Source organism: Methylobacterium sp. FW102-HT35C08, from assembly GCF_058790235.1.
The window spans coordinates 5,573,047-5,593,426 of record NZ_JBYTCL010000002.1; the positions used below are offsets into that span (position 1 = coordinate 5,573,047).

Sequence of the window (20,380 nt, forward strand, 5' to 3'; positions counted from 1 at the left end):
GAGCCTAGGCCTTAAGCCTCGGAGCTTGCCATGCGATCCGTCTATACGTGTCTCACCGAGGCACATGATCACCGCCTCATCCTGCTCGCTGCGGGCATCTGCGTCACTGGCGTCTACGGCTCGTTCTCGGTGGCGGCTCAGGCGGCGCGCTCGGCGGGGCGTGCCGCCTGGACCTGGGGCGCCGCCGCCATCGTGGCGTCGGGCTGCACCGCCTGGGCCACCCACATGGTCGCACTGCTCGCCTTCAGGCCCGGCATGCCCGCCGGCTTCGAGCCGACCCTCACGGCCCTGTCGCTCCTGATCGCCATCGGCGGCATCGGGATCAGCATCGGATTCGTGATCGGCCAGCGGGATCGGGCACGCCGGTTCGCGGCCGGCCTCGCCCTCGGGATCAGCATCGCGGCGCTGCACTATCTCGGCGAGGCCTCCTACCTGGTCGCCGGGACCGTGGAGTGGGATCCAGCCCTCGTGGCCGTCTCGCTGGCGGCGAGCCTGCTGATGTTCGGTGCGGCCCTGATGGTCGCCGGCGAGCGGCGGCGTCCGTGGCGGCGGGCGGCGGCACCGCTGCTGCTTGCGGGGATCGGTGTCCTCCATCTCGGCGGCATGGCGGCGATGACGCTGACCTTCGATCCGGAGCGACCGCTGCCGGCCGAGGCGGTCCCGCCGGAGGTGGTGGCGCCGATCGTGGCGTGCGTCTCGTTCGGGCTCCTGACCCTGGCCCTCGTCGGCCTGCGCCTGACCCTGAGCGCCCGGGCGCAGGCCCGACGGGACCAGGAGCGACTGCGTGAGCTGGCCAACCTCGCCGTCGAAGGTCTCGCCGTCTGCGACGGCGAGACCATCAAGACCGCCAACCGGAGCCTGGAGCAGATGTCGGGTGTCGGCGCCGGTGCGCTGAGCGGCCGCCGCCTGTCGGAAGTCCTGCCCGGCCTCGTCGTCTCGGCCCTGCCCGAGCGCGAGGAGCGGGAGGCCGAGCTGATCGGCGCCGACGGGCAGAGCGTGCCGGTGCGCGTGCTGCGCAGCGAAGTCCCCCTCGGCAGCGGGCTTCAGACCGTGCTGGCCGTCCGCGATCAGCGGGAGCGCCTGCAGACCGAGTCGCGGATGCGCATGCTGGCCTATTCGGACGCGCTGACCGGCCTGCCGAACCGCGCCCATTTCCACGACCTGCTCGCCCGCCACGCCGCGTCCTGCGGCGAACGCGATCAGCCCTTCGCGGTCTTCATTCTCGATCTCGACCGGTTCAAGCTCGTGAACGATACCCTCGGGCACGGTCTCGGCGACACGCTGCTGCGCAAGACGGCCCAGCGCCTTACGGCGGCGCTGGGCCCGCAGGACGTGGTCGCGCGGCTCGGCGGCGACGAATTCGCGATCCTGCAGCCCGCCCCGGACGGTCCAGAGGCGGTGCAGGCTCTGGCCGCGCGCATCATCGAGCTGATCGACCGCCCGTTCCTGATCGACGGCCAGCTCGTCAATGTCGGCGCCTCGGTCGGTGCCGCGCTGGCGCCGGCGGATGGCGACGAGCCCGGCACGCTGCTGCGCAACGCCGACCTCGCGCTGTACAAGGCCAAGGCGGATGGCAAGGGCACCTTCCGCCGGTTCGATCCCATGCTGGACGCGCGCCTTCAAGCCCGGCGCAGCCTGGAGGCGGACCTGCGCCGCGCGATCGTGGTGCAGGAATTCGAGCTGCACTATCAGCCACTGGTGGATGCGCGCTCGGGCCGGATCACCGCGGCGGAAGCGCTGGTGCGCTGGCGCCATCCGGAGCGCGGCCTCGTCCCGCCCGCCGATTTCATCCCGCTCGCCGAGGAGACGGGCCTGATCGGACCGCTGGGACAATGGGTCCTGCGCACGGCCTGCACCCAGGCGGCCCGCTGGCCGTCGCACATCCGGGTGGCCGTTAATCTCTCCCCGGCCCAGTTCCGGGACCTCCGCCTCGCCGAGACCGTGAAGGCGGCGCTCACCGCTTCCGGCCTTGCCGCAAACCGCCTGGAGCTGGAGATCACCGAGGGCGTGCTGCTGGCCGACGAAGAGCGCACCCTCGCCACCCTGACCCGATTGCGGGCGGCGGGCGTCAGCATCTCGATGGACGATTTCGGGACGGGCTACTCCTCGCTGAGCTACCTGCGCCGCTTTCCCTTCGACAAGATCAAGGTCGACCGATCCTTCGTGCGGCAGCTTCCGGGCGACCCGGAGAGCGCCGCCATCGTCCGGGCGATCATCACCATGGGGGCGTGCCTCGGCATGACCATCACCGTCGAAGGCGTCGAGACGGCCGAGCAATTCGCCTTCACGGCCGCCTCAGGTTGTGACCAGGTGCAGGGCTATCACGTCAGCCGCCCGCTGCCGGAAGCGGAGTTCCTGTCGTTCGTCGACGCGCGCGAGGCCGCATGAATCCCAGGGACCGCTCCGACCTGTTCCGGCTGGTCTACCGGAGCCGCAGCGCGATCGCGGGCAGCCCTGCGGAGGTGCAGCGCATCGTCGGCGCGATCGTGGCGGCGTCCCAGCACCGGAATGCTGGGGCCGGCGTCACCGGTGCGCTGCTCTTTGCCAGCCTGCACTTCGTGCAGGCTCTGGAAGGGCCGGCCTCCGCCGTGGAGGAGACCTTCGACCGGATCTGCTGCGACCTGCGCCATACCGGCATCGAGGTGGTCGAGTGCGGACCCGTGCTCGAACCGGCCTTCGGCAGCGGCCCCATGAGCCATCTGGTGCCGGATGCCGATGCCGGTGCCTTGCTGGACCGACTCGACAGCGAGGCCGAATGCGTCGAGGCTGCCGCGGCGGCGATGAAGCTGATGCTGGCGCTGCTTCAGACAACGGCTGTCGGGATGGATCGCGAGCCGATCCCATTCATGCGCGCGTCCTGAAATCCGGGCGCAGCCGGCCGCGAAGCAGCATTCCCTCAGGTTCTCCACGCGGCTCCGGCGCTTCACGAACAGGGCAGGGTGATCACCGGGCGTGATCACGTGAAGCCACCCGCGGTACGCGAGCTTCGCCGCATCCCGTTCGACGAAGATCCGACAAAAGCGCCGGAGGCTGGTTAAAACCGATTAACCTTTACGGCAGCCTGCAATGAACGGCTACGGTCCGTGTGATTTATACTCGCATAGGTTGTTTTAAGATCGGGCCGAGTGAGGCGTATGTCGTATTCGATCTTCGTTCGCGATCTCGCCCAGATGGATGGGCGGTCTCCGCAACTCCTGGCCTATGACATCCATGATCGTTCGGCGGCGGCGGCGCTCGTGTCGCTGATCGCCACCTCGTACCGGGATCATGGGTTCAATCCGGCCACCCGCGTGCACTGGTTCCGGGCCGACGGCAACGTGCACGAAATCTATACTTGGCCCCACGCCTGAGGAAGCTCCGAGCCGAGACCCCGCCCTGGGTCAGGTGCCGCAGAACGTCCGGTAGCCGACGCCGCCCCCCGCGGGTGCCTCTGCGTAGGCAGCGTTCTCTGGCTGCTCAGCGTAGGGCCGGGACAGCACGGTCAGAAGCGTCTCGAAGGGGGTCAAGTCGCCCCGCTCCACAGCAGCCTCGATCATCGCCTCCACGCGGTGGTTGCGCGGGATGAAGGCCGGGTTGACCGCCCGCATCGCCGCCGCGGTGGCAGCGGGGTCGCGGCCCTCCAGAGCCAGCCGCTCGCGCCAGCGGGAAGCCCAGTCATCGAAGGCCGTGGGGTCAACGAACAGGTCGCGCACCGCCCCCATCTCCGACCGCTCTGCCGCGGCGCACAGGTTCCGGAACGTCAGCGTGAAGTCGGCTTGGTTCTCGGCCATGCGCTTGAGGAGGTCGCCCGCCAGCGCAGGGTCGCCCTCGCGTGTCTCGCCCAGACCGAGCTTCCGGCCGAGTCCGCCGTGATAGGCGGCCTCGAAGCGCGCCGCGTAGCCGGCGAGCGCCGCTTCCGCCTCGGCGACCGCAACGCTCTCGTCGTCGGCGAGCAGCGGCAGCAGAGTCTCGGCCAGCCGCGTCAGGTTCCAGAGCGCGATGCGCGGCTGCTCGCCGTAGGCGTAGCGCCCGTTCCGATCGATGGAGCTGTAGACCGTTCGAGGATCATAGGCGTCGAGGAAGGCACAGGGGCCGTAATCGATCGTCTCGCCGGCGACCGACATGTTGTCGGTGTTCATCACGCCGTGGACGAAGCCCACGAGCAGCCAGCGCGCCACCAGCTCGGCCTGCCTGACGATGACCGCGTCCAGCAACGCCCGGTAAGGGTTCGCCGCCTGCGCGGCCTCCGGATAGTGCCGGGCCACGACATGGTCGGCAAGCGCCCGCACGCCCTCGACATCGCCCCGCGCCGCGAAGAACTGGAAGGTGCCCACCCGGATGTGGCTGGCGGCCACGCGGGTGAGGACCGCGCCGGGCAGCAGGGTCTCGCGCACCACGGGCTCACCCGTCGTGACGGCGGCGAGCGCGCGCGTCGTCGGGATGCCGAGCGCCGCCATCGCCTCGCTGACAAGGTATTCGCGCAGCACCGGACCGAGCGCCGCGCGCCCGTCGCCGCGCCGGGAGAACGGCGTCGTGCCCGAGCCCTTGAGCTGGATGTCGCGGCGGTGTCCCATCCGGTCGATCACCTCGCCGAGCAGGATCGCGCGGCCGTCGCCGAGCTGCGGCACGAAGTTGCCGAACTGGTGCCCGGCATAGGCGGCCGCGATCGGATCGGCGCCGTCCGGCACACCGTTCCCGGCAAGCGCCGCCACGCCCTCGGGGCCTGACAGCCAGTCCGGGTCGAGGCCGAGCGCCTCGGCCAGCGCCCGGTTCAGCCGGATCAGGCGGGGTGCCGCCACGGGCGTCGGCGCGCGGCGGGCGTAGAAGCGCTCCGGTAGGCGGACGTAGCTGTTGTCGAAGGGAAGGGCTGTCATCGTCAGGATCTATGGAAGGGGTGGCGGGCGGGCAAGCGGAGCCGCGCGGCGGGTGCGGGGTCAGACGGCGCAGCGGATCCCGGTGAGCGCCTCGGACACCGACCAGAGCCGCTCCGCCGTGCCCTTGTCCCGGGCGTGCGCGGCGATGTCGGCGCGGGTCGGATGGCCCTTCAATTCCCAGATCCCGTCCGGCCCGTAATAGGCGCCGCCCTCCGCCTCGGGTGCGGTGGCGGCGAAGAGCAGCGGCAGCGCTCCCTGTGCGGCGGACTGGCCGATCACCGAGAAAATCGCGTGCCCGGCGAGCCGCTGGACCGGCCCGGCCCGGTCGCCGCGCCGGAAGACATCCGTGCGGGCCGCGCCGGGATGGGCCGGGACAGACCGGATCGGCGAGCCGGCCGCCTTCAGCCGCCGGTCGAGCTCAAGGCCGAACATCAACATCGCGAGCTTCGACTGCCGGTAGGCGCGCTGCGGGCCATACGAGCGGGCAAGCTGGAGATCGTCGAAATGGATCCGCCCGGGCCTGTGGGCGAGGCTCGCGACCTCGACGACCCGCGAAGCCGCATCCCGTCGGATGAAGGGCAGGAGCAGGCCGGTCAGGGCGAAATGGCCGAGATAGTTCGTGCCCAGCTGGCGCTCGAACCCGTCCTCGGTCTCCTCGCGGTTCGGCACGGTGGCGATGCCGGCGTTGAGCAACAGGATGTCGATCGGTCGGCCCTCGGATTGCCACCGCTCGCCGAAGGCCCGGACGGAGGTGAGGCGCGCGGTGTCGAGGGACTCAAATGCGAGCCGGGCGCCCGGGTGCCGTCGCCGGATCGATGCTATCGCGCGCTCGGATTTCGCCGTGTCCCGGGCGGCGAGGACGACTTCGGCGCCGGCACCCGCCAGTGCGAGCGCCGCCTCGTAGCCGATCCCGCTGGTGGCGCCGGTGACGACCGCGCACCGTCCGGCCAGGCTCGGCATGGAGCGGGTCGTCCATCGGGTCTGGGGCATGGTCCCTCGCTTCTCCGCTGTCCGGCTAATCTCCCGGATACGCGCTGGTTCGCGGTCCCGCTGCCGCATCCCTCAGGCGTCGGCCGCGCCGATCGCGCCGGCGGTGGGCGGTGGACATTCCAGTGCGGTGACCGTCTCGCGGCGCCGGCCCCTGGTCCGACACGCGAGGGCCGCGCCCGCGAGCAGCGCCCCGGCCAGCACGTCCGGCAGGTAATGGCCGCCTGCGCCGATCGTCGCGACGATCACGGCGGCGTTGAGCAGGATCGCGAGGGGCCCGAGCACCGGGACCGGTGCCAGCGCCCAGGCTGTCAGGATCGCCAGGCAGACGTGGAAGGACGGGAATGTCGCGAGGCCCCGCAGGTCGCCGAGCGCGAGCGTGTCCAGCGTGCCGGTCCGCAGCCGCGCCACCGGCTCCAGGTGCCAGAGCGCCCCGACCGTCTCCAGGTGCTCCGCCGGAACGATCCTCGGCGCGTAGTACGCGTAGGGCCCCAGCGCCGGCAGCAGCGCGGCGACGACGATCACGCACAGGAGCGTCACGGAAAACAGCCGGACGTAAGTCCACAGCCGCCCGAGCCGGCGGGCGGCGCTCAGCGCGATCACCACGAGACCGACCTGCGGTCCGCTGGAATGGTAGGCGAGCGCCAGCCACCATGACAGGGTCGGATGCCGCGCCAGGAAGGCCACGTAGCCCGTCCAGTCGAAGCCGAGGCCGGCCTCGAACCGGGCCAGCGAGCCATCGACGAAGGGCAGCGCGAGCCCCGCCGCAAGGAAGTGCAGGACCGCCACCGGGACCGTGAAGGCGATCAGAAACGCGCTCCCCAGGGCCATTCCGCGTAAGGGCGGGTCCGACTTCAGCGTGCTCAAGCAGGCTGCAGCGATCAGGAGGATCGCGACGGCCGCCGCCGCGAGCGCGAAGCCCGCCGGTTCGGCGTCGATCCGGGCGATCCGCATCCACACGGCATCGATCCCGACGATCGCGAGGGCGAGTGCCCAGAGGCGGGGGTCGGGGGCGGCGATCCCGGACGTGTGCCGGTGCAGGTGCCGGAGCCAGGGACGGGTGCGGGCTCGATCGGGCGCGGCGGGTTCGCGATGGGCTTGAACGACCCCGTCTTGACGCATGATCCGGTCTACCTCGCCCGCCACAGCCGATGCTTGGCCGCGACAGGGAGACTCCCGAAGGCCGCATTGGTTCGCGCGCGGACGCTTCGGGTCCGTCCGCACTGCGCCGCGCGGTCTAGCGGCCCGAGGCCGGCGCTTCTCCGCTGGTCGGCGGCTTGCCGGTGCCGACAGCGCCTTCGGTGGGCGGCACCGCGGAGGGATGGGTCACGGCCTCCGTGGCGGTCTTGCCCGGGTCCTGCGTGTCGGCGGCCGGCTTGCCGGCGGCCTCGGCCGGCGGCGCCTGCCCAGGGCTGGCCCTGTCCTGCGCCGCGACCGTTGCCGGGACGCCGATGAGGGCCGCGGCGGCGAGAAGAAGGGCGGGGATCGATTGGTTCAAGCGCGGCTCCCTGGCGTTCAAGCGAGGCAACGGCTGCCCGCCCGCCTCGTTCCGGGCATGGGAACACTATCCCGGTCTCGCGGTCCGCCGGGCATCCGCCGCAACCACCGGCGGGTGTGACGAACCCGAGAGGCACCGATGGCAGGCACCAAGACCCACGACCTCGAGATCCGGACGATCGAGCACAAGGAGGGGCCGAACGTGCCGGCGGGCGGCGGTGCCAGGATCCGCAACAGCCCGCCGCGCGCCGCGCAGCCAGTCCCAGCAGGAGAGCCGGGATCATCACAAGCACAACAACGCCGGTCAGGACGGCCACGGGCCGCAGAAGCACAGCCCGGCCGAGGAGAAGCACTGACCGGCGGCGTTCCGGCCTCGACTCGCGAGAGGCCGGGCCGGAACGCTCACGCCTCGGCGTCGGCCTTTCTGGACTTCCGGCCCTTCGCGGTCTTCGTACCGCGACCGGTTGCCTCCGAAGCCGCCGGGGCGGTTTCGGATACCTCGGCGCGCTTCGCGGCCGGAGCCCGGCGCTTGTGGCCGAGGCCGGCATTGCGGGCGAACTCGGCGCGCATCGCCGAATAGGCCGACGCCGTGGTCGGATAGTCCGGCGGAAGGCCATAACGCTGCCGATACTGCTCGATGGTCATGCCGTTGCCGGTCAGGTGACGCTTGAGTGTCTTGTAGGGCTTGCCGTCGATGAAGCTGATCAGCGCGTCCGGCGTGATCGACTTCTTGATCTGAGCGGGCGTCGCCTTCTTGAACTCCGGCTCAGCCGGAGCGGAGGTCTGGCCGAGACCGGTCAGAGCAGCATGAACGCCGGACAGAAGCGTCGGCAGATCAGGGACCGGAACGGAGTTGTTGGCCACGTAAGCCGAAACGATGTCGGCGGTCAGTTCGACGAAATCGATCTGATCTTGGTTCGGGACTGAAGTGCTGTCGTCCATTAGCGCCTCTCACGCGGGAGTGAGCCATGAACGTGGAGTCTCTTCTCTCCAGTCAAGTGCTTATCTGCGAGAAGAGAACCGATAATCGCCGTTATCTACCGTATCTGCGTCTCAATACCAACATAGATCAGTGGCCCGCTGCGCGCAGATAAAATGAGTTACAAAGCGCTCGGGGCGTGGGTTCTCCGGGGCGAGCGTGTCCGGTTGGACGAAGCGAACGGCGCGCAGACATTTACGGCGCGTTAACTCTGCCGTGGTCTGTCGGGACGCCGCTCCGGCTTTGGGGACAGAAGCCGAACGGCAGGCGGGTCGAGCTCTGTCCCTGAGGCTCGACCCGCGCCTTCGTCAGCGTTCAGGCGCTGGCGGCGTCTCCGAGCGGCGTGGCGATGGCGCCCCGCTTGCCGGATGGCACGACAGCCTGAAGAACCCGCGCCGGACCGGCCCCGTATTCTGCCCGGTAGGTCCGCTCCAGCGTCATCAGCGTCCGCATGGGTGCCTCCGCCAAATCGAGCAGGCGCGCGTCGCGCCAGCGAAGCTTGGTCAGCCCGCCGCGCCCGAACCAGCGCGGCCGCTCTTCCTCGACGAGCAGGACCAGCTTGCCCGTCCACGTTTTGCGAAACCAGAATCGTCCCGTGAGTTTGGCTGCGCCGAACATGCCGCACCTCGCGTGTGACCCCCGCGGGAGCAACGCTCGGAAAGCTCGGCAGTTTCCGGGCCCAGCCGCGTGCCGGCCGCCTGAACGGGCCGGCGCCGGACCGGACTCATCCACCCGCCCGAGCGTTCAGGCGTCGGCTCGCCAGACCTGCGAGCGCCAGGCCCGCGACCGCACCCGCCAGCGCGGCACCGGCCTTCACCAGGAAATCGTCGAACCGGCCATGGCGCGTGCCGGTCAAGGTCTGCGCCGCCTCCAGGCCGCCGGCCAGGAGGATGCTGCCGATCAGGATCCGCCGCCAGTGCTTCGGATAGCTCACCATCATGAGCAGCCCAGTCAGCGCATAGGCCGCAGCCCGCTCGACGCTGGGATTGGCCGTTACCACCGGCCGGAGTCCGAGCGGCACGAGGGTGACGGCGACGATGAGGGCGACCAGAATCCAGGTCGCGGTGCGCACCAGGCCCAATCGCTGCATGTCCGATCTCGGCATCGAAGCTCCGTAACATTGCACTGACAGCGCGAGCCTACAGTGATCGTCGACCATGGCTTGTAGCATACTGGCTGCCGAGGACCGGAAGACCTGATCATGCGCCGGCTGCTGATCGCCGCCACCCTGCTCGCCGTCACGTCGGGACCGGCTGCCCGCGCGGCCAATCCGGTGCGGGACGTGCTGTGGGTCGCGCTTCAGGGGTGTGTGCTGGCCAAGAAGGCGGCCGGCCGGAGCTTCCCGTGCCTGTCCGTCGATCTCGGGGATGGCGAGCGCCCGGGGACGGCGGTGCTGCGCGCGCCGGGCCAGCCGACCCATACGGTCGTGATGCCGACCGACAACGTGTCGGGCATCGAGGCGCCCGTGCTTCAGGGGCCCCGCGGTGCGGCCTATTGGCGGGCGGCGCTCGCAGCCCGGCACGCCGTGTCGGGCGCGCTGCAGGGCCGGTTGCCCATCGCGTCCGTCGGCCTTGAGGTGAACTCGGTGGGCGGCCGCAGCCAGGACCAGCTGCATATCCACCTCGACTGCATGCGCCGGAGCGTGATGGTTGCCCTGAAGGCGCATGGACTTGCGGTCGGCGAGACCTGGGCGCCGTTTCCCATCCCGTTCGGAGAGACGCGCTACCTCGCCCTCCAAGTTCCGGCCGATCGGGTGGTGGGCTTCAATCCGTTCGCGGCGCTCGCCCGCGTGCCGGGCTGGCAGGGAAAGCTGCATGACGTCAGCTTCGCGGCCGTCGCGGCCGACCCCGAGAACCCGCAAGCCGGTATGATCGTCCTGGCCTACAGGATGCCGGAGGCCAGTGCCGAGGATCTCATGGATCACAGCTGCCGGGCGGCCCGATCGCACCGGGCCGATTGAGCCCCGGCGCGCCGAGAGGGGTGTACTGTTGCCGATACGTTCTATCCGGACGATGCCGCGATGGGGCATAGGAGGGGCATGCGCATGCCGGTGCTCAGCCTGTCCGCGATGCTCCTTCTAGTCGCCTCTCCGGCGGTCGCGACGCCGGCGGCCAACCCGTCCGATCCGCGGGTGCTGGAGCAGGCTTGGCACCGCTGCCTGCGCGAGGCTTACGCCCACCAGCCGTTAGGGCAGGGCCGTGCCGGCGACGAGCGCAACGCCCTCGACGAGTGTAAGCCCCGCGAGGACGCGCTGGTCGCGGCCCTTATGTCGGGTCGCGGCGCCGAGGACGGCCGCAGCGGAACGGTCTGGGCGCGCACCTGGGCGGCCTTCGTGGAGCCGCTGACAGCCTGGTTCGGTGCGCTGCGGCGCTGACCGCCGCGGCGTTCCGGTCTGGCCTGCCGATCACGACGTCGACCACTCGCGCTTCACCTCGTCGGCCGGCCGGTCCAGGTGAACCTTGCCGTCCGTGACCGACTGCACGAAGTCGAGGGGGATATAGTGGTGCAGGCCGCCCGCAGCGGCATCGCGCTTCGTCAGCTTGATCTCGCCTTTGTCGACATGGTCGACCGTCCCGACATGAACCCCATCAGAGCCGACCACCTCGGCATGTTCTTGGATCTGCGCAGCATCGGCCATCTGGATCCTCCCGGTTTCTCCAAGACAATCGAGCCGGTCCGGACCCGTTCCGAGCGGAGCAGGCACCGCGACGATCTTCGCGGCGACGCCGACTGTCCTGCCGGCCCGGGGCGCCCCGCGGAGGCCGCGATCTAGACGGGCTGGCGTGGGAGGGAACAACGACCGTCGTCACCGCGTCCGCGCTTGCGGCGCTCCAGGCCGATGGAAGGACCACGAAATGCCTGGAGGCGATCAGACGGCCGCGTGTCGGGTCAGGCGCCACCGATGCCGGTGGTCACCTTGCCCGTGCCCTGGCACTCGGTACAGGTCTTGTCGGCGACCTTGCCGGTGCCACCGCAGGCGCGGCACAGATTCTCGCCGGTTCCGGACGTGCCGGGAGGAGCCTCGTCGCCCGGTTTGGCAGGGTCGGTATCGCCCATCGTCCTCTCCCTTCTGAGATGTCGTTCCTCGACAGGATTCAACCAGAGCGGGAGGATGCTGTTCCTGTTCGCGTCTTCGCCCAGGCCATGTCTTGGAGGGGCCGATCTCCGCGGCGTCACACCGCGCCGGACGCGCCGAACCGCAGCGTCGGCGGATCGTTGGGCGATTATGACCGACCCGACCCATACGCCGCACCTGGACCCCGTCGTCGAAGCGCGACGCCGCGAGATGGCCACCGAGCATCTGCTGTTCGGGACGATCCGCTTCCTGGCTCAGCGCCATCCGGAATTGCTGGACGAACTCGAGGGCAGCCTCGACCACCTTTGGGACAAGGTCGAGGGCGAGGCGCGGGATGATGCGGCCGTGCGCAAGATCGCCAGCCGCATCGTCAAGAGTTTACGGGCCGAGCGGTGAGCCGGCCCAGTCCAGCGTCAGCGCTGGCCGCCGTCGTTCAACCGGATGGTCGGGATCATCTCGACAGCCTTCGCGGTCACACGGTCGAAGACCTCACCGGTCAGGCCACGTTCCGTCGCCAATTTCCTGATGCGATCCGCGTGCTGTGACAGTGTTAGGCCGTAATAGGTCTTGTCTGTCGCCTGCTCGACAGCCTCGTTCGCCACGCCGTAACTCCTGTTCATGGTGAGTGGGGCCACTGATTTGGTCGAAGGCGCGTGCGCCTTCAAGACCTGAGCGATGCTTCGCGACGCGGTCATGAACAGCCATCGGGCCGGTGCCGCGTCCGGTCGCCGGCCCGACGGATCGACCTTAGCGGGAGCAGCCGATGCAGATGCCGCGGGTGATGGCGTCGTTGCGTTGCTCGGTGGCGTCCCGGCGCTCGATGCTTCCGGTCTCGTTGGGATTGAGGGCGCCCGGATTCGGCACGGTCTGGCCGGTCGCTGCGGTGTGCGGCGCCTTGGCCGCCGAGGTGGGGCCGCCGCCGGTGCCCGTCTGGCTGACAGACTGGGCGAAGGCCGGGGCGGCGCTCAGGACAAAGGCCGTGGCCAGCGTGAGGATCGTCGATCTGCGCATGTGAACCTCCCAACACGGCATGCGTCTGCCTTCATGAAATCGACGCATCCGAGCGACGGAAGTTCCCGCTGCTCGACCGCGCCGCCTCCTGACGGCATATCGGTCATGGCCTAAAAGGGGCTGCGGGCGGCCAATGGGGGTGGGTGGATGACCAACGGCGACAGCACCGGCGCGCCGAACGCGAAGATCGCGGAGGTTCAGCGCCTTGCGACGGCGCTCGCGGCCCGGGTCCGCTACGCGCAACTCGTCGGGCGACCGGTCTACGAGGAGCAGATCGCCGCCCTGGTCAGCGCCGCGCGCCTGATGGATGAGGCGAACGCGCCCTGGCCGCCCATGGTGGAGGAGGTGCTGACCGAACTCGCCAAATCCCTCGACGGCGTCGATCCGGCCCCGGAGACCGGCGGCCCTTGAACGCGCCGCGTTCAGGACCACCCTTCTCTTTCTCAGCATAGGGATCGAGGCAGGTAAGCGATGGAGCAGGACACCCCAGGCGTCGATCGGACGGCCCGCACGATCGCCGAGAACGTTCACGCCGCCTATTGGCGCCAGGCTCAAGGGGCCGAACACCCGCAGGTCGAGCAGACATTCCTGACGCGCCTCGTCGAGGCGATCCGGCCGGAGATCCCGGGCGGCTCGCCCGGCGCGATCATCGGCGCCGCCAATGCCGTGCTGGACGCCCTTGAGCAGCAGAACCCGGGGCTTCGCGGCCCGCGGGTCAGTGCCCTGAACCGAGCGGAGGGCTCGGTCGGAATGGATCCGCCCGGCGCCTGATCCGACGGCTGCGTCCCCGCGTCAGGCGGGGACCTCGGCGATGGACCGGATCTCCCGCACGGAATGCGCGCCGGCCTCCCTCCGGATGCGCGCCATCTCGGGATAGGCGCGCATCCGGGCCCGGTTGATCGAGCCGAGCGGCCGGTGCGCCGCGAGGCTGTGCGAGACGCAGAACGACAGGGCCTCGTCGACATAGGCACGGCGTGCCGCGCTGAACGCGTCCTGCTTCGGGAAGCGGAGCCGGCCTACCGTCTGGTAGGGACTCTCGTCCTCGCACCAGGCGACGCTGGCATCCTCGACGGGCATCCGATCCAGATCGGCGCAGAGCTGCACGCGCACGTCAAATTCCGCGTCGTGCTCGCGCAGGTAGTCAACCGTGGCCGTCCGAAGGGCGTCCGGATCCTGGGCCGGGTCGACGGTCGCGTCCGCGAGGGCGCGCTGGGCGGCCCCCACCGGAACGACCGCGAGCTTGGCGATGTAGGCGCCGAAGCGCAGGGGCGCCTGCGAGAAATAGGCCTCCGCCAGCGGATGCACCCGGGGATGGCCGAAGAAGTCGAGCATCGCGCTGCCGGCGCCGACGGCGTCGAGGGCCGCGTTTCCGGCCCGCGCCACAGACGAGACGGCCGCCTTCACGCCGTCCGGGATCTGCGGGCCGTGCTCCAGCGCGAGATGGTTCGCCAGGAATTGCCGGGCTGTCCCGGCCGCGAAGCGGGGACCGCTGTCGAGCACGAAATCCTGGGTCAGCTCGCCGGCATGCCCGGGCAGCATCGCGCCTGGAACGCCGATGACCTTGAAGGAGAAGCCGCGCTGGGTGGCGACCGCGTCGGACGCGATCTCGCCCGGAACGTTGGCGAGTCGCGCCACCACGGGGTAGCGTCCTGGCTCCGCGAACAGGCCCTGCCGGAGCCAGGGCGGCAGATTCGGGAGCACCTCCAGCTCGCCCAGTGCGGCGCCGTGCAGCTTGCCGTGCGAGGCGCGTACCGGGCGGCCGAACGTCTTGAGATTCCGGGCGTGCAGCCGCTTCTGTGACTCCACGATCCGATCGATCGTCGCGTCCTCGTCCGCCGCGATCGTCTCCACATCGGCGCTGTAGCGCACGTAGCGGAGCTCGGCCGGGCTGCTGGGGATCCGCCGGGTCCGGGTCTTGGCCTTCAGCCAGAAGGCGGTGTCCAGCAGGACGATCGGCGCCACTACCAGGGCGGCCGCGAGGGTGCGGCCCCGTCTCGGGTTGGAGGGCGTGGCCCGCGCCGCCAGCAAGCCGCTGTCCAGGACGTCCCCGGCCACGCGCAGGCCGAGGTGCCGCTCCGGCTCGTCCGCGGCCAGGATCGCGACACCCGAGGCGATCTCGCGCAGCCCGTAGATCTGGATGAGCCCCTCGTGTCCCTCCAGCCCCGTCGCTTCGGCGACGCGACGGGGCGCGAAGGTCTCGGCCAAGCCAAGGCCGATTCCGAACCAGGCCAGCCCGCGGGCCATCGTCCGATCATCCATGGAAGATCCCGTTCTGCGCCGCCGATCCATGATTGGCCAACCGGACGGTCCTGGCGGTGTTCCAGGGCATGACTGGCTCGGAACTTCGGCGAAACGGGCTGATTGGCCAAGAGGTGCGGATGAGGGGTGTCGCTGATCGCGAGCATGGTGGGTCCTCAGTCCGGAATCCCTGTTGGAAAGCCGATCGCCGCATGATCCTGAGCCTGCAGCCCGTGCAGGTCGCGACGAACAGCGACGATGCCGAGAGCCAGCTCGTCTTCGCGGACGGCTTCCTCGTCGCGGTCCTGGTCCGATTGTCCGAGCAGCACGGCGCGGATGCGGGGAAATGGTTCCTCGAAGCCGGGTTCGGCCCGGTCAATCCGGTGGCGCCCTCCCTGTTCGAGGATCTCGGTGCCGCGCGGCTCTGGATCATCCGGCAGCTCGCCGCCGGGCCCTGAGCCCGGTGCGGGACCGGGCTGGCGCGATCATTCGAACGCGCCGAGCCAGCGCAGGGATCGCCGCAGGTGCGCGGCGCCGTCCCGCATGAACCACAGGCCGTGGGCGAACACGACCCGCTCGGGCTTCAGCGCGAGGAGCTCCGAGACCGCCTGCACGGCCGCGCGCCGCCGCAGCCTGATCACGAGGCGCAGATAGGGCGGCGGCTGCCCGTCCGGCGTGGTCATGCGGGCGAGCCGCAGGAGCGGGCGCAGGAGCGCCGGCATCTTGGCCGGTTCCAAGTTGAGGACGAGGTCGGTCAGGATCAGGGTGCGGCTCGCCCCGTGGAAGAACCCGACCTCCCGGAACGAAAGGCCGCCCGGTACCACCACCTGGCGCAAGTCCGTGGCCCATTCCGGCGGCGCCGCGTCATCGAGCACCTGGTCGATGCGCAGGCCCGAGCGGCGGACCTGCCCGCGCTGGCGCAGGTTCGGGGCGGCCCAGGTCAGTGCTTCCGGACAATGCGTCTGCCACTCCTTCAGGAAGGTCCAGTGGGCGATGTTCGGCGCGACCATGTGGCGGATGGGCCCCAGCGCGGCAATGTCCTGGTGCAATTGCGGATCGTAGCGCGTCGGCGAGTGCAGCCAGATCGAGCCGTCGCGAAGCCGGATCACGGTCATCCGGACCGGGAGCGGGATCCCGAGGGCGCGCAGGGGGCCGCTGTCCACGATCCAGAGGCCGTCGGCCACGGGCTTGAGCACGTCGAGCGGTGGATAGGTCGCCTCGGGCAAGAACGGACTCTCCGAACGAAGACAGGCGGCCCCGTGCGCCAGGGTCGGCACTACGGGAACACCGGAGAGCCAAGGGGTTTCCCGGGCGCATCCGGCGACCGTGTCGCGCGATGCGTTCTGTCCGGTCGGGTTGAAGCCTTCGTGCGCGACGGTCCCCCACCGTGCCGAACGGAGCAGGCGGGGACACCGGGCTCATCCTCCGCGTCGTTCCCGCCGGGCGGCTCGGTCTGAATCCGCCAGGTACGTCCGAGGGAGAGGGTGTCTCGCCCGCGGGCGCAAGGACCTTGGAATAGCGCAGGTGTCCGTTCGAGCTCTACGCCTTCCCCACCGCCATGAGCGCGAAGGCGTAGATCAGCGCGACCTCCTCGAGCCGGTCGAACCGGCCGGCTGCGCCGCCATGGCCGGCCTCCATGTTGATCCGCAGCAGCACCGGCCCGCCGCCGGTCATGGTGGCCCGCAGCCGCGCGACCCACTTCGCCGGCTCCCAGTAGGTCACCCGCGGGTCGGTGAGCCCGCCGAGCGCCAGAATCGCCGGGTATTCCTTGGCGACGACGTTGTCGTAGGGCGAGTACGACAGGATCGTCCGGAAGGCGGCCTCGCTCTCCCCCGGGTTGCCCCATTCGGGCCATTCCGGCGGGGTCAGCGGCAGCTCCGCGTCCAGCATGGTGTTGAGCACGTCGACGAAGGGCACGTCGGCGACGATCCCGGCGAACAGCTCCGGTGCGAGGTTGGCCACCGCACCCATCAGCATCCCGCCCGCCGACCCGCCATGGGCGACGATGCGCTTCTCAGACGTGTAGCGGGCCTCGATCAGCGCCCGCGCGCAGGCGATGAAGTCCGTGAAGGTGTTGGGCTTCTTCTCGCGCTTGCCGTCGAGATACCAGCGCCAGCCCTTCTCGGTGCCACCGCGGATATGCGCGATGGCGTAGACGAAGCCCCGATCGACGAGGCTGAGCAGGTTCGTCCGGAACGCCGCCGGCATCAACGTGCCGTAGGAGCCGTAGCCGTAGAGCAGCAGCGGCGCGCTGCCGTCGAGGGCGAGATCCCGGCGGTGCAGCAGCGAGATCGGGACCTGCTCGCCGTCGGGCGCGGTGGCGAAGAGCCGCCGGGTCACGTAGGCGACCGGATCGTGCCCGCTCGGCACCGTCTGCCGCTTGCGCAAGGTCCGTGTCCGGCCCGCGCAATCGTAATCCCAGGTCTCCGACGGCGTCGTCATCGACGAGTAGACGAAGCGGATCGTCGCCGTGTCGAAGGCGAGCCCGGCGCGCAGGCCAAGGGAATAGGCCTCCTCGTCGAACGCAACCGTGTGCTCGGTGTCGTCGGTGAGGGCGCGCACGACGATCCGCGGCCTGGCGTTCTCGATCTCCAGCCGGATCAGGTGGCCGGCGAGCACGTGCAGGTGCCGGATCATCACACCGGCCCGGTGCGGCACGAGGTCGGTCCAGGTGGCGCGGCCCGGATCGTCGAGGGGGGCGGTGACGATCTTGAAGTCCTCGGCGCCGTCGGCGTTGGTCCGGATGAACAGCCGGTCGCCGCGATGCTCCACCCCGTAGATCAGCAGCGGCGTGCGCGGCTCGATGAGGCGTAAGGGTGCGCCCTCCGCGTGGCGGTCGAGCAGCCGGACCTCGGAGGTCTCGTGGTCGCTCGCCGTCACGTCGAGGAACGCGCCGGACTGGGTCTTGCCGATATGCACGAAGTAGCCGGCATCGGCTTCCGTGTAGAGGGTCTCGTCCGCGCTCTGCGGGGTGCCGAGGCGGTGGCGCATGACCTTGGCGGGCCGGTGGTTGGCGTCCACCGCCACGTACCAGAAGCTCTTCCCGTCCCCGGCCCAGACTGCCTCGCCGGAGGTCGCGTCGACGCGGTCGTCGGTGTCGAGGCCGGTGGCGAGGTCGCGCACCCGGATCGTGTAGAGTTCGGAGCCCTTGGTGTCGACGCTCCAGGCCAGCCGGGTGTGATCGTCAGAATGGACCGCGGCGGCGATCTCGAAGAACGGCAGGCCTTCGCCCTCGCGATCGCCGTCGATGAGGATGGTCTCGTCCGGATCCGGCCCGGATTCGGGCACGTCCGGCGCGGTCACCGGGCGGCGACAGACCAGCGGATGCTGCCCGCCCTCCCGGTGGCGGGTGTAGTAGGCGAATGGCCCGTCGGGCTCCGGCACGCCGCTCTCGTCCTCCTGGATGCGCCCGCGCATCTCGGCGACCAGAGTCTGGCGCAAGGCCGCGGTCCCGGCGAGCGCCGCTTCGGAGAAGGCGTTCTCGGCCTTGAGGTAGGCGGCGATATCCTCGGGGAGGGCGGCCGGGTCCTTGAGGACCGTCTGCCAGTTCTCGGCCTTCAGCCACGCGTAAGGGTCGGTGACCTCCTGCCCGTGGACGCTGAAGCGCCGCGGCCGGGCTTCGGCGACCGGCGCGCCGATGGATTGAGCGTGCAAGCCGTGGCCGATCTCCGTCATCGTCTCTCCGTCAGATCCCCACACATCCGGGTGAGGGGATGTGTCCCGCCGGGCGCCGCGATGCAAGGCGCCAGGGGCGCAGGACCGGGGCCCGACGCGTGTGTCGCGGAGGAAGATGGGAGACGCGGAGTTCCGTGCGGATCGCCCGGTCATTTCAAGGCCGCGCCGCGGAACCCGGAATCCGGCCCGCTGACGCTGCCAGCCTGCGCACGTTCGCTGCCTCCGGATCCCGAGCCCGCCGGCGCCGCCGCGGACTCACAAACGCCGGACGCTTATCGGGAGCCCGTGACAACCTCGGGCGTTGAACCGCGGGCCGTGGCGACGATCACGGCCGCCGTTCGACGCCGAGGTGCCGACATGGTCGCGACCCCTGATCCGCAGGACGATCACCCCGAGGCGGATCTGGAGCAGGTGAACGACCTGCTCGCGAGATGGGCGGCGCGGTCCGCGGCGACCAGCGCGGCGCTGATCGAGCGCTTTGAGGCGATGGGCTACGCGGTTCGCGGCAAGTCGGAAGATGAGATTGCCGATGTGCTCCACCGCCCGCCGACGCAGCGGCCACAGACTGCCTCGGAATAGCTGTGAGTTGTAGGTAAATATACCTTGACGCGCCAAAATTTCCTGAGAAGATCAGGGTCTCGCGCACCCGGCTTAGCACCGTTGGAACAAAACATGAACAAAAAGGACGAGGACAAGTCTGCCAAGACCGTAGTTGCGGAGCGGGTACGTACCGCTACAAGCGACCTTCCGGCCGAGGCGGCCCGCCTGCTGGCGCGGCTTGGTGAGGCTGGCGCTTACGCGCGACCCGATCCTCTCGTCGAGGATGCCCTGGTGGCTCGGCGAGGAGGCGACGGGGTCTCGATCGGCAGCGGACGCTTCGCGACGGCATCGGGCCAAGTCCTCGCGGCCGCCGATCTGGCGACGTGGAATGCCGCCGGCACGCAGCTGACGATCACGGCTGCCGGCCGGGCGCGGCTGCGGCGGCAGGCCATGCCGGGCGACATGGCTTTCCCGGCGCAGCACCATGACCTCACCGTGGTGGAAGGCGGTTCGGAGCCGATCTTGCGCAGCGCTTCGGAGAATCCCCTGTCCTGGATGGTGCGCCGACGGGACCGGGACGGGACGCCGCTGATCGACGCAGCCTCCTTCGAGGCGGGAGAGCGGTTGCGCCGGGACATGACCACGGCGGCGCTGCTGCCGCGCATGGGAAGCGCGTTCGGCGCCCCGCGCGTCGATGGCGCCGGCCCACGCGACCCGGCCTCCGCGGCGGATCACGTGATCGCGGCCCGGCAGCGCGTGCGCGGCGCTCTCGACGCGGTCGGAAGCGACCTGTCGGGCCTGCTGATCGACCTGTGCGGTTTCCTGAAGGGCTTGGAGCGAATCGAGGCGGAGCGGCGCTGGCCGGCCCGGTCGGCCAAGGTCGTGGCCCGCATCGCCCTCGGGCGGCTTGCCGAGCATTATGGCTTGGAGCGGGAGGCCACCGGGCCTGAGCGCGGGCGATTGCGGCTGTGGCGCGGGTGAAAGGGCCCTGTCGGCGGCTACAATCTGCAATAGGGCGCCGCCCCGAGCCGCCCGCTCGCAAGGACGGCGCGGCTTCTCAGGTCTCCGCGGCGAGCCGGACCGCGTCGCGGTGGATGCGCTCTGCCATCGCCCGCACGCCGTTCGAGCGCTTCGAGGTCACGTGAGCGCCGAAGCGCAACTGCCGGAACAGGTCCAGGCCGTCCGTCTCGGCGGCTTCCCGCGGAGTCTTGCCGGTGTAGAGCGCCACCATCAGCGCGACGAAACCGCGGACGATGAACGAGTCGCTGAAGCCGTGCAGGACGAGGCGCGGCGTTCCGCCCGACGGCTCCGCCTTCGTGTTAATCCAGACCTGGCTCTCGCAGCCCTGGACACGGTTGGTCTCGGTCCGCTCCGCCTCGGGCATGGGCGGCAGGGCACGGCCGAGCTCGATCAGGTACTCGAGCCGCATATCGTCGTCTTCGACGATCTCGAAGTTCTCGATGATGGTGTCGATCGGGGGAAGCATGCTCGGCCGGATCCGGAGTGATCTGCGCCGCTATAGGC

At 70.2% G+C, this 20,380-nt stretch carries 26 protein-coding genes; 11 read left to right on the plus strand and 15 right to left on the minus strand.

The window, feature by feature from the left end; all coding sequences use genetic code 11:
- Positions 1-30 precede the first annotated feature (30 nt).
- The 3 genes from AC3WSN_RS26675 to AC3WSN_RS26685 all read left to right on the plus strand — a co-directional run bounded on the left by AC3WSN_RS26675 (position 31) and on the right by AC3WSN_RS26685 (position 3,350).
- Positions 31-2,388: a putative bifunctional diguanylate cyclase/phosphodiesterase gene (locus tag AC3WSN_RS26675; RefSeq protein WP_492542090.1), complete on the plus strand. Its 2,358-nt coding sequence runs from the start codon at positions 31-33 to the stop codon at positions 2,386-2,388.
- The gene (locus tag AC3WSN_RS26680) at positions 2,385-2,861 is read left to right on the plus strand and encodes a BLUF domain-containing protein (RefSeq protein WP_492542091.1); all 477 of its coding nucleotides are present in this window, start codon (positions 2,385-2,387) and stop codon (positions 2,859-2,861) included. The genes AC3WSN_RS26675 and AC3WSN_RS26680 overlap by 4 nt, the downstream gene beginning before the upstream one ends.
- A 273-nt stretch (positions 2,862-3,134) precedes the next feature.
- A complete protein-coding gene (locus AC3WSN_RS26685; protein ID WP_192706224.1) occupies positions 3,135-3,350 on the plus strand; it encodes a hypothetical protein in 216 nt (71 codons plus the stop codon).
- Between the two features lie 30 nt (positions 3,351-3,380).
- Here AC3WSN_RS26685 and AC3WSN_RS26690 read toward each other — a convergent pair whose 3' ends face one another.
- The 7 genes from AC3WSN_RS26690 to AC3WSN_RS26720 all read right to left on the minus strand — a co-directional run bounded on the left by AC3WSN_RS26690 (position 3,381) and on the right by AC3WSN_RS26720 (position 9,406).
- A complete protein-coding gene (locus AC3WSN_RS26690) occupies positions 3,381-4,853 on the minus strand; it encodes a protein adenylyltransferase SelO (RefSeq protein WP_492542093.1) in 1,473 nt (490 codons plus the stop codon).
- Positions 4,854-4,913: 60 nt separating this feature from the next.
- Positions 4,914-5,843 carry an oxidoreductase gene (locus tag AC3WSN_RS26695; protein ID WP_492542095.1) on the minus strand — a complete coding sequence of 310 codons (930 nt, stop codon included), beginning with the start codon at positions 5,841-5,843 and terminating at the stop codon, positions 4,914-4,916.
- Between the two features lie 72 nt (positions 5,844-5,915).
- Positions 5,916-6,962, minus strand: a complete 1,047-nt coding sequence (locus AC3WSN_RS26700) for a phosphatase PAP2 family protein (RefSeq protein WP_492542097.1) — start codon at positions 6,960-6,962, stop codon at positions 5,916-5,918.
- A gap of 115 nt (positions 6,963-7,077) precedes the next feature.
- On the minus strand, positions 7,078-7,338 hold the full coding sequence (locus AC3WSN_RS26705) for a hypothetical protein (RefSeq protein ID WP_492542099.1): 261 nt from the start codon (positions 7,336-7,338) through the stop codon (positions 7,078-7,080).
- Between the two features lie 401 nt (positions 7,339-7,739).
- Positions 7,740-8,279, minus strand: a complete 540-nt coding sequence (locus tag AC3WSN_RS26710) for a Ros/MucR family transcriptional regulator (protein WP_192706230.1) — start codon at positions 8,277-8,279, stop codon at positions 7,740-7,742.
- 352 nt (positions 8,280-8,631) lie between these two features.
- Positions 8,632-8,934, minus strand: a complete 303-nt coding sequence (locus AC3WSN_RS26715) for a hypothetical protein (protein ID WP_192706231.1) — start codon at positions 8,932-8,934, stop codon at positions 8,632-8,634.
- Between the two features lie 106 nt (positions 8,935-9,040).
- On the minus strand, positions 9,041-9,406 hold the full coding sequence (locus AC3WSN_RS26720; protein ID WP_192706232.1) for a hypothetical protein: 366 nt from the start codon (positions 9,404-9,406) through the stop codon (positions 9,041-9,043).
- A gap of 111 nt (positions 9,407-9,517) precedes the next feature.
- On the opposite strand from AC3WSN_RS26720, the gene AC3WSN_RS26725 reads away from it, so the two are divergent.
- Complete coding sequence (locus AC3WSN_RS26725) at positions 9,518-10,276, plus strand: CDP-diacylglycerol diphosphatase (RefSeq protein ID WP_492542102.1); 759 nt, start codon at positions 9,518-9,520, stop codon at positions 10,274-10,276.
- Positions 10,277-10,354: 78 nt separating this feature from the next.
- Entirely contained in the window at positions 10,355-10,690 is a 336-nt protein-coding gene (locus tag AC3WSN_RS26730) for a hypothetical protein (RefSeq protein WP_492542104.1), read from the plus strand.
- A 30-nt stretch (positions 10,691-10,720) separates the two neighbouring features.
- Here the strand turns inward: AC3WSN_RS26730 and AC3WSN_RS26735 are convergent, their stop codons facing one another.
- On the minus strand, positions 10,721-10,954 hold the full coding sequence (locus tag AC3WSN_RS26735; protein ID WP_192706235.1) for a DUF2171 domain-containing protein: 234 nt from the start codon (positions 10,952-10,954) through the stop codon (positions 10,721-10,723).
- A gap of 251 nt (positions 10,955-11,205) precedes the next feature.
- Positions 11,206-11,373, minus strand: a complete 168-nt coding sequence (locus AC3WSN_RS26740) for a hypothetical protein (protein WP_192706236.1) — start codon at positions 11,371-11,373, stop codon at positions 11,206-11,208.
- Between the two features lie 55 nt (positions 11,374-11,428).
- Between AC3WSN_RS26740 and AC3WSN_RS26745 the strand changes: the two genes are divergently transcribed.
- Positions 11,429-11,788: a hypothetical protein gene (locus AC3WSN_RS26745; RefSeq protein ID WP_492542106.1), complete on the plus strand. Its 360-nt coding sequence runs from the start codon at positions 11,429-11,431 to the stop codon at positions 11,786-11,788.
- A 17-nt stretch (positions 11,789-11,805) separates the two neighbouring features.
- Here the strand turns inward: AC3WSN_RS26745 and AC3WSN_RS26750 are convergent, their stop codons facing one another.
- Together AC3WSN_RS26750 and AC3WSN_RS26755 are read right to left on the minus strand one after the other, a co-directional pair.
- Positions 11,806-11,994: a hypothetical protein gene (locus AC3WSN_RS26750; protein WP_192707312.1), complete on the minus strand. Its 189-nt coding sequence runs from the start codon at positions 11,992-11,994 to the stop codon at positions 11,806-11,808.
- Between the two features lie 145 nt (positions 11,995-12,139).
- Positions 12,140-12,403 (minus strand): hypothetical protein, encoded by a 264-nt coding sequence (locus AC3WSN_RS26755; RefSeq protein WP_492542109.1) that lies wholly within the window; start codon positions 12,401-12,403, stop codon positions 12,140-12,142.
- A 147-nt stretch (positions 12,404-12,550) separates the two neighbouring features.
- Here AC3WSN_RS26755 and AC3WSN_RS26760 point away from each other — a divergent pair, with 147 nt between their 5' ends.
- A complete protein-coding gene (locus tag AC3WSN_RS26760) occupies positions 12,551-12,814 on the plus strand; it encodes a hypothetical protein (protein ID WP_492542110.1) in 264 nt (87 codons plus the stop codon).
- Between the two features lie 60 nt (positions 12,815-12,874).
- Positions 12,875-13,174, plus strand: coding sequence for a hypothetical protein (locus tag AC3WSN_RS26765; RefSeq protein WP_192706240.1), 300 nt, complete (start codon positions 12,875-12,877; stop codon positions 13,172-13,174).
- 21 nt (positions 13,175-13,195) lie between these two features.
- Here the strand turns inward: AC3WSN_RS26765 and AC3WSN_RS26770 are convergent, their stop codons facing one another.
- A complete protein-coding gene (locus AC3WSN_RS26770; RefSeq protein WP_492542112.1) occupies positions 13,196-14,662 on the minus strand; it encodes a catalase family protein in 1,467 nt (488 codons plus the stop codon).
- A 191-nt stretch (positions 14,663-14,853) separates the two neighbouring features.
- Here AC3WSN_RS26770 and AC3WSN_RS26775 point away from each other — a divergent pair, with 191 nt between their 5' ends.
- Positions 14,854-15,099, plus strand: a complete 246-nt coding sequence (locus AC3WSN_RS26775) for a hypothetical protein (protein ID WP_492542114.1) — start codon at positions 14,854-14,856, stop codon at positions 15,097-15,099.
- A 27-nt stretch (positions 15,100-15,126) separates the two neighbouring features.
- On the opposite strand, the gene AC3WSN_RS26780 is transcribed toward AC3WSN_RS26775, so the two are convergent.
- Together AC3WSN_RS26780 and AC3WSN_RS26785 are read right to left on the minus strand one after the other, a co-directional pair.
- Positions 15,127-15,867, minus strand: a complete 741-nt coding sequence (locus AC3WSN_RS26780) for a DUF4336 domain-containing protein (protein ID WP_492542116.1) — start codon at positions 15,865-15,867, stop codon at positions 15,127-15,129.
- Between the two features lie 313 nt (positions 15,868-16,180).
- Entirely contained in the window at positions 16,181-18,316 is a 2,136-nt protein-coding gene (locus tag AC3WSN_RS26785) for a S9 family peptidase (RefSeq protein ID WP_492542117.1), read from the minus strand.
- Between the two features lie 357 nt (positions 18,317-18,673).
- On the opposite strand from AC3WSN_RS26785, the gene AC3WSN_RS26790 reads away from it, so the two are divergent.
- Positions 18,674-18,895, plus strand: a complete 222-nt coding sequence (locus AC3WSN_RS26790; protein WP_492543264.1) for a hypothetical protein — start codon at positions 18,674-18,676, stop codon at positions 18,893-18,895.
- Positions 18,896-18,988: 93 nt separating this feature from the next.
- Positions 18,989-19,837, plus strand: a complete 849-nt coding sequence (locus tag AC3WSN_RS26795; protein WP_492542119.1) for a DUF6456 domain-containing protein — start codon at positions 18,989-18,991, stop codon at positions 19,835-19,837.
- 76 nt (positions 19,838-19,913) lie between these two features.
- Here AC3WSN_RS26795 and AC3WSN_RS26800 read toward each other — a convergent pair whose 3' ends face one another.
- A complete protein-coding gene (locus AC3WSN_RS26800; RefSeq protein WP_192706245.1) occupies positions 19,914-20,342 on the minus strand; it encodes a SufE family protein in 429 nt (142 codons plus the stop codon).
- Positions 20,343-20,380 lie beyond the last annotated feature (38 nt).

Coding starts and splice junctions, on each gene's coding strand:
- AC3WSN_RS26680 (WP_492542091.1), top strand. CDS start 2,385: ATGAATCCCAGGGACCGCTCCGACCTGTTCCGGCTGGTCTACCGGAGC.
- AC3WSN_RS26755 (WP_492542109.1), bottom strand. CDS start 12,403: ATGCGCAGATCGACGATCCTCACGCTGGCCACGGCCTTTGTCCTGAGC.
- AC3WSN_RS26690 (WP_492542093.1), bottom strand. CDS start 4,853: ATGACAGCCCTTCCCTTCGACAACAGCTACGTCCGCCTACCGGAGCGC.
- AC3WSN_RS26800 (WP_192706245.1), bottom strand. CDS start 20,342: ATGCTTCCCCCGATCGACACCATCATCGAGAACTTCGAGATCGTCGAA.
- AC3WSN_RS26760 (WP_492542110.1), top strand. CDS start 12,551: ATGACCAACGGCGACAGCACCGGCGCGCCGAACGCGAAGATCGCGGAG.
- AC3WSN_RS26795 (WP_492542119.1), top strand. CDS start 18,989: ATGAACAAAAAGGACGAGGACAAGTCTGCCAAGACCGTAGTTGCGGAG.
- AC3WSN_RS26740 (WP_192706236.1), bottom strand. CDS start 11,373: ATGGGCGATACCGACCCTGCCAAACCGGGCGACGAGGCTCCTCCCGGC.
- AC3WSN_RS26790 (WP_492543264.1), top strand. CDS start 18,674: ATGGTCGCGACCCCTGATCCGCAGGACGATCACCCCGAGGCGGATCTG.
- AC3WSN_RS26685 (WP_192706224.1), top strand. CDS start 3,135: ATGTCGTATTCGATCTTCGTTCGCGATCTCGCCCAGATGGATGGGCGG.
- AC3WSN_RS26725 (WP_492542102.1), top strand. CDS start 9,518: ATGCGCCGGCTGCTGATCGCCGCCACCCTGCTCGCCGTCACGTCGGGA.
- AC3WSN_RS26710 (WP_192706230.1), bottom strand. CDS start 8,279: ATGGACGACAGCACTTCAGTCCCGAACCAAGATCAGATCGATTTCGTC.
- AC3WSN_RS26675 (WP_492542090.1), top strand. CDS start 31: ATGCGATCCGTCTATACGTGTCTCACCGAGGCACATGATCACCGCCTC.
- AC3WSN_RS26765 (WP_192706240.1), top strand. CDS start 12,875: ATGGAGCAGGACACCCCAGGCGTCGATCGGACGGCCCGCACGATCGCC.
- AC3WSN_RS26770 (WP_492542112.1), bottom strand. CDS start 14,662: ATGGATGATCGGACGATGGCCCGCGGGCTGGCCTGGTTCGGAATCGGC.
- AC3WSN_RS26720 (WP_192706232.1), bottom strand. CDS start 9,406: ATGCAGCGATTGGGCCTGGTGCGCACCGCGACCTGGATTCTGGTCGCC.
- AC3WSN_RS26745 (WP_492542106.1), top strand. CDS start 11,429: ATGCTGTTCCTGTTCGCGTCTTCGCCCAGGCCATGTCTTGGAGGGGCC.
- AC3WSN_RS26700 (WP_492542097.1), bottom strand. CDS start 6,962: ATGCGTCAAGACGGGGTCGTTCAAGCCCATCGCGAACCCGCCGCGCCC.
- AC3WSN_RS26735 (WP_192706235.1), bottom strand. CDS start 10,954: ATGGCCGATGCTGCGCAGATCCAAGAACATGCCGAGGTGGTCGGCTCT.
- AC3WSN_RS26695 (WP_492542095.1), bottom strand. CDS start 5,843: ATGCCCCAGACCCGATGGACGACCCGCTCCATGCCGAGCCTGGCCGGA.
- AC3WSN_RS26775 (WP_492542114.1), top strand. CDS start 14,854: ATGATCCTGAGCCTGCAGCCCGTGCAGGTCGCGACGAACAGCGACGAT.
- AC3WSN_RS26715 (WP_192706231.1), bottom strand. CDS start 8,934: ATGTTCGGCGCAGCCAAACTCACGGGACGATTCTGGTTTCGCAAAACG.
- AC3WSN_RS26785 (WP_492542117.1), bottom strand. CDS start 18,316: ATGACGGAGATCGGCCACGGCTTGCACGCTCAATCCATCGGCGCGCCG.
- AC3WSN_RS26730 (WP_492542104.1), top strand. CDS start 10,355: ATGCGCATGCCGGTGCTCAGCCTGTCCGCGATGCTCCTTCTAGTCGCC.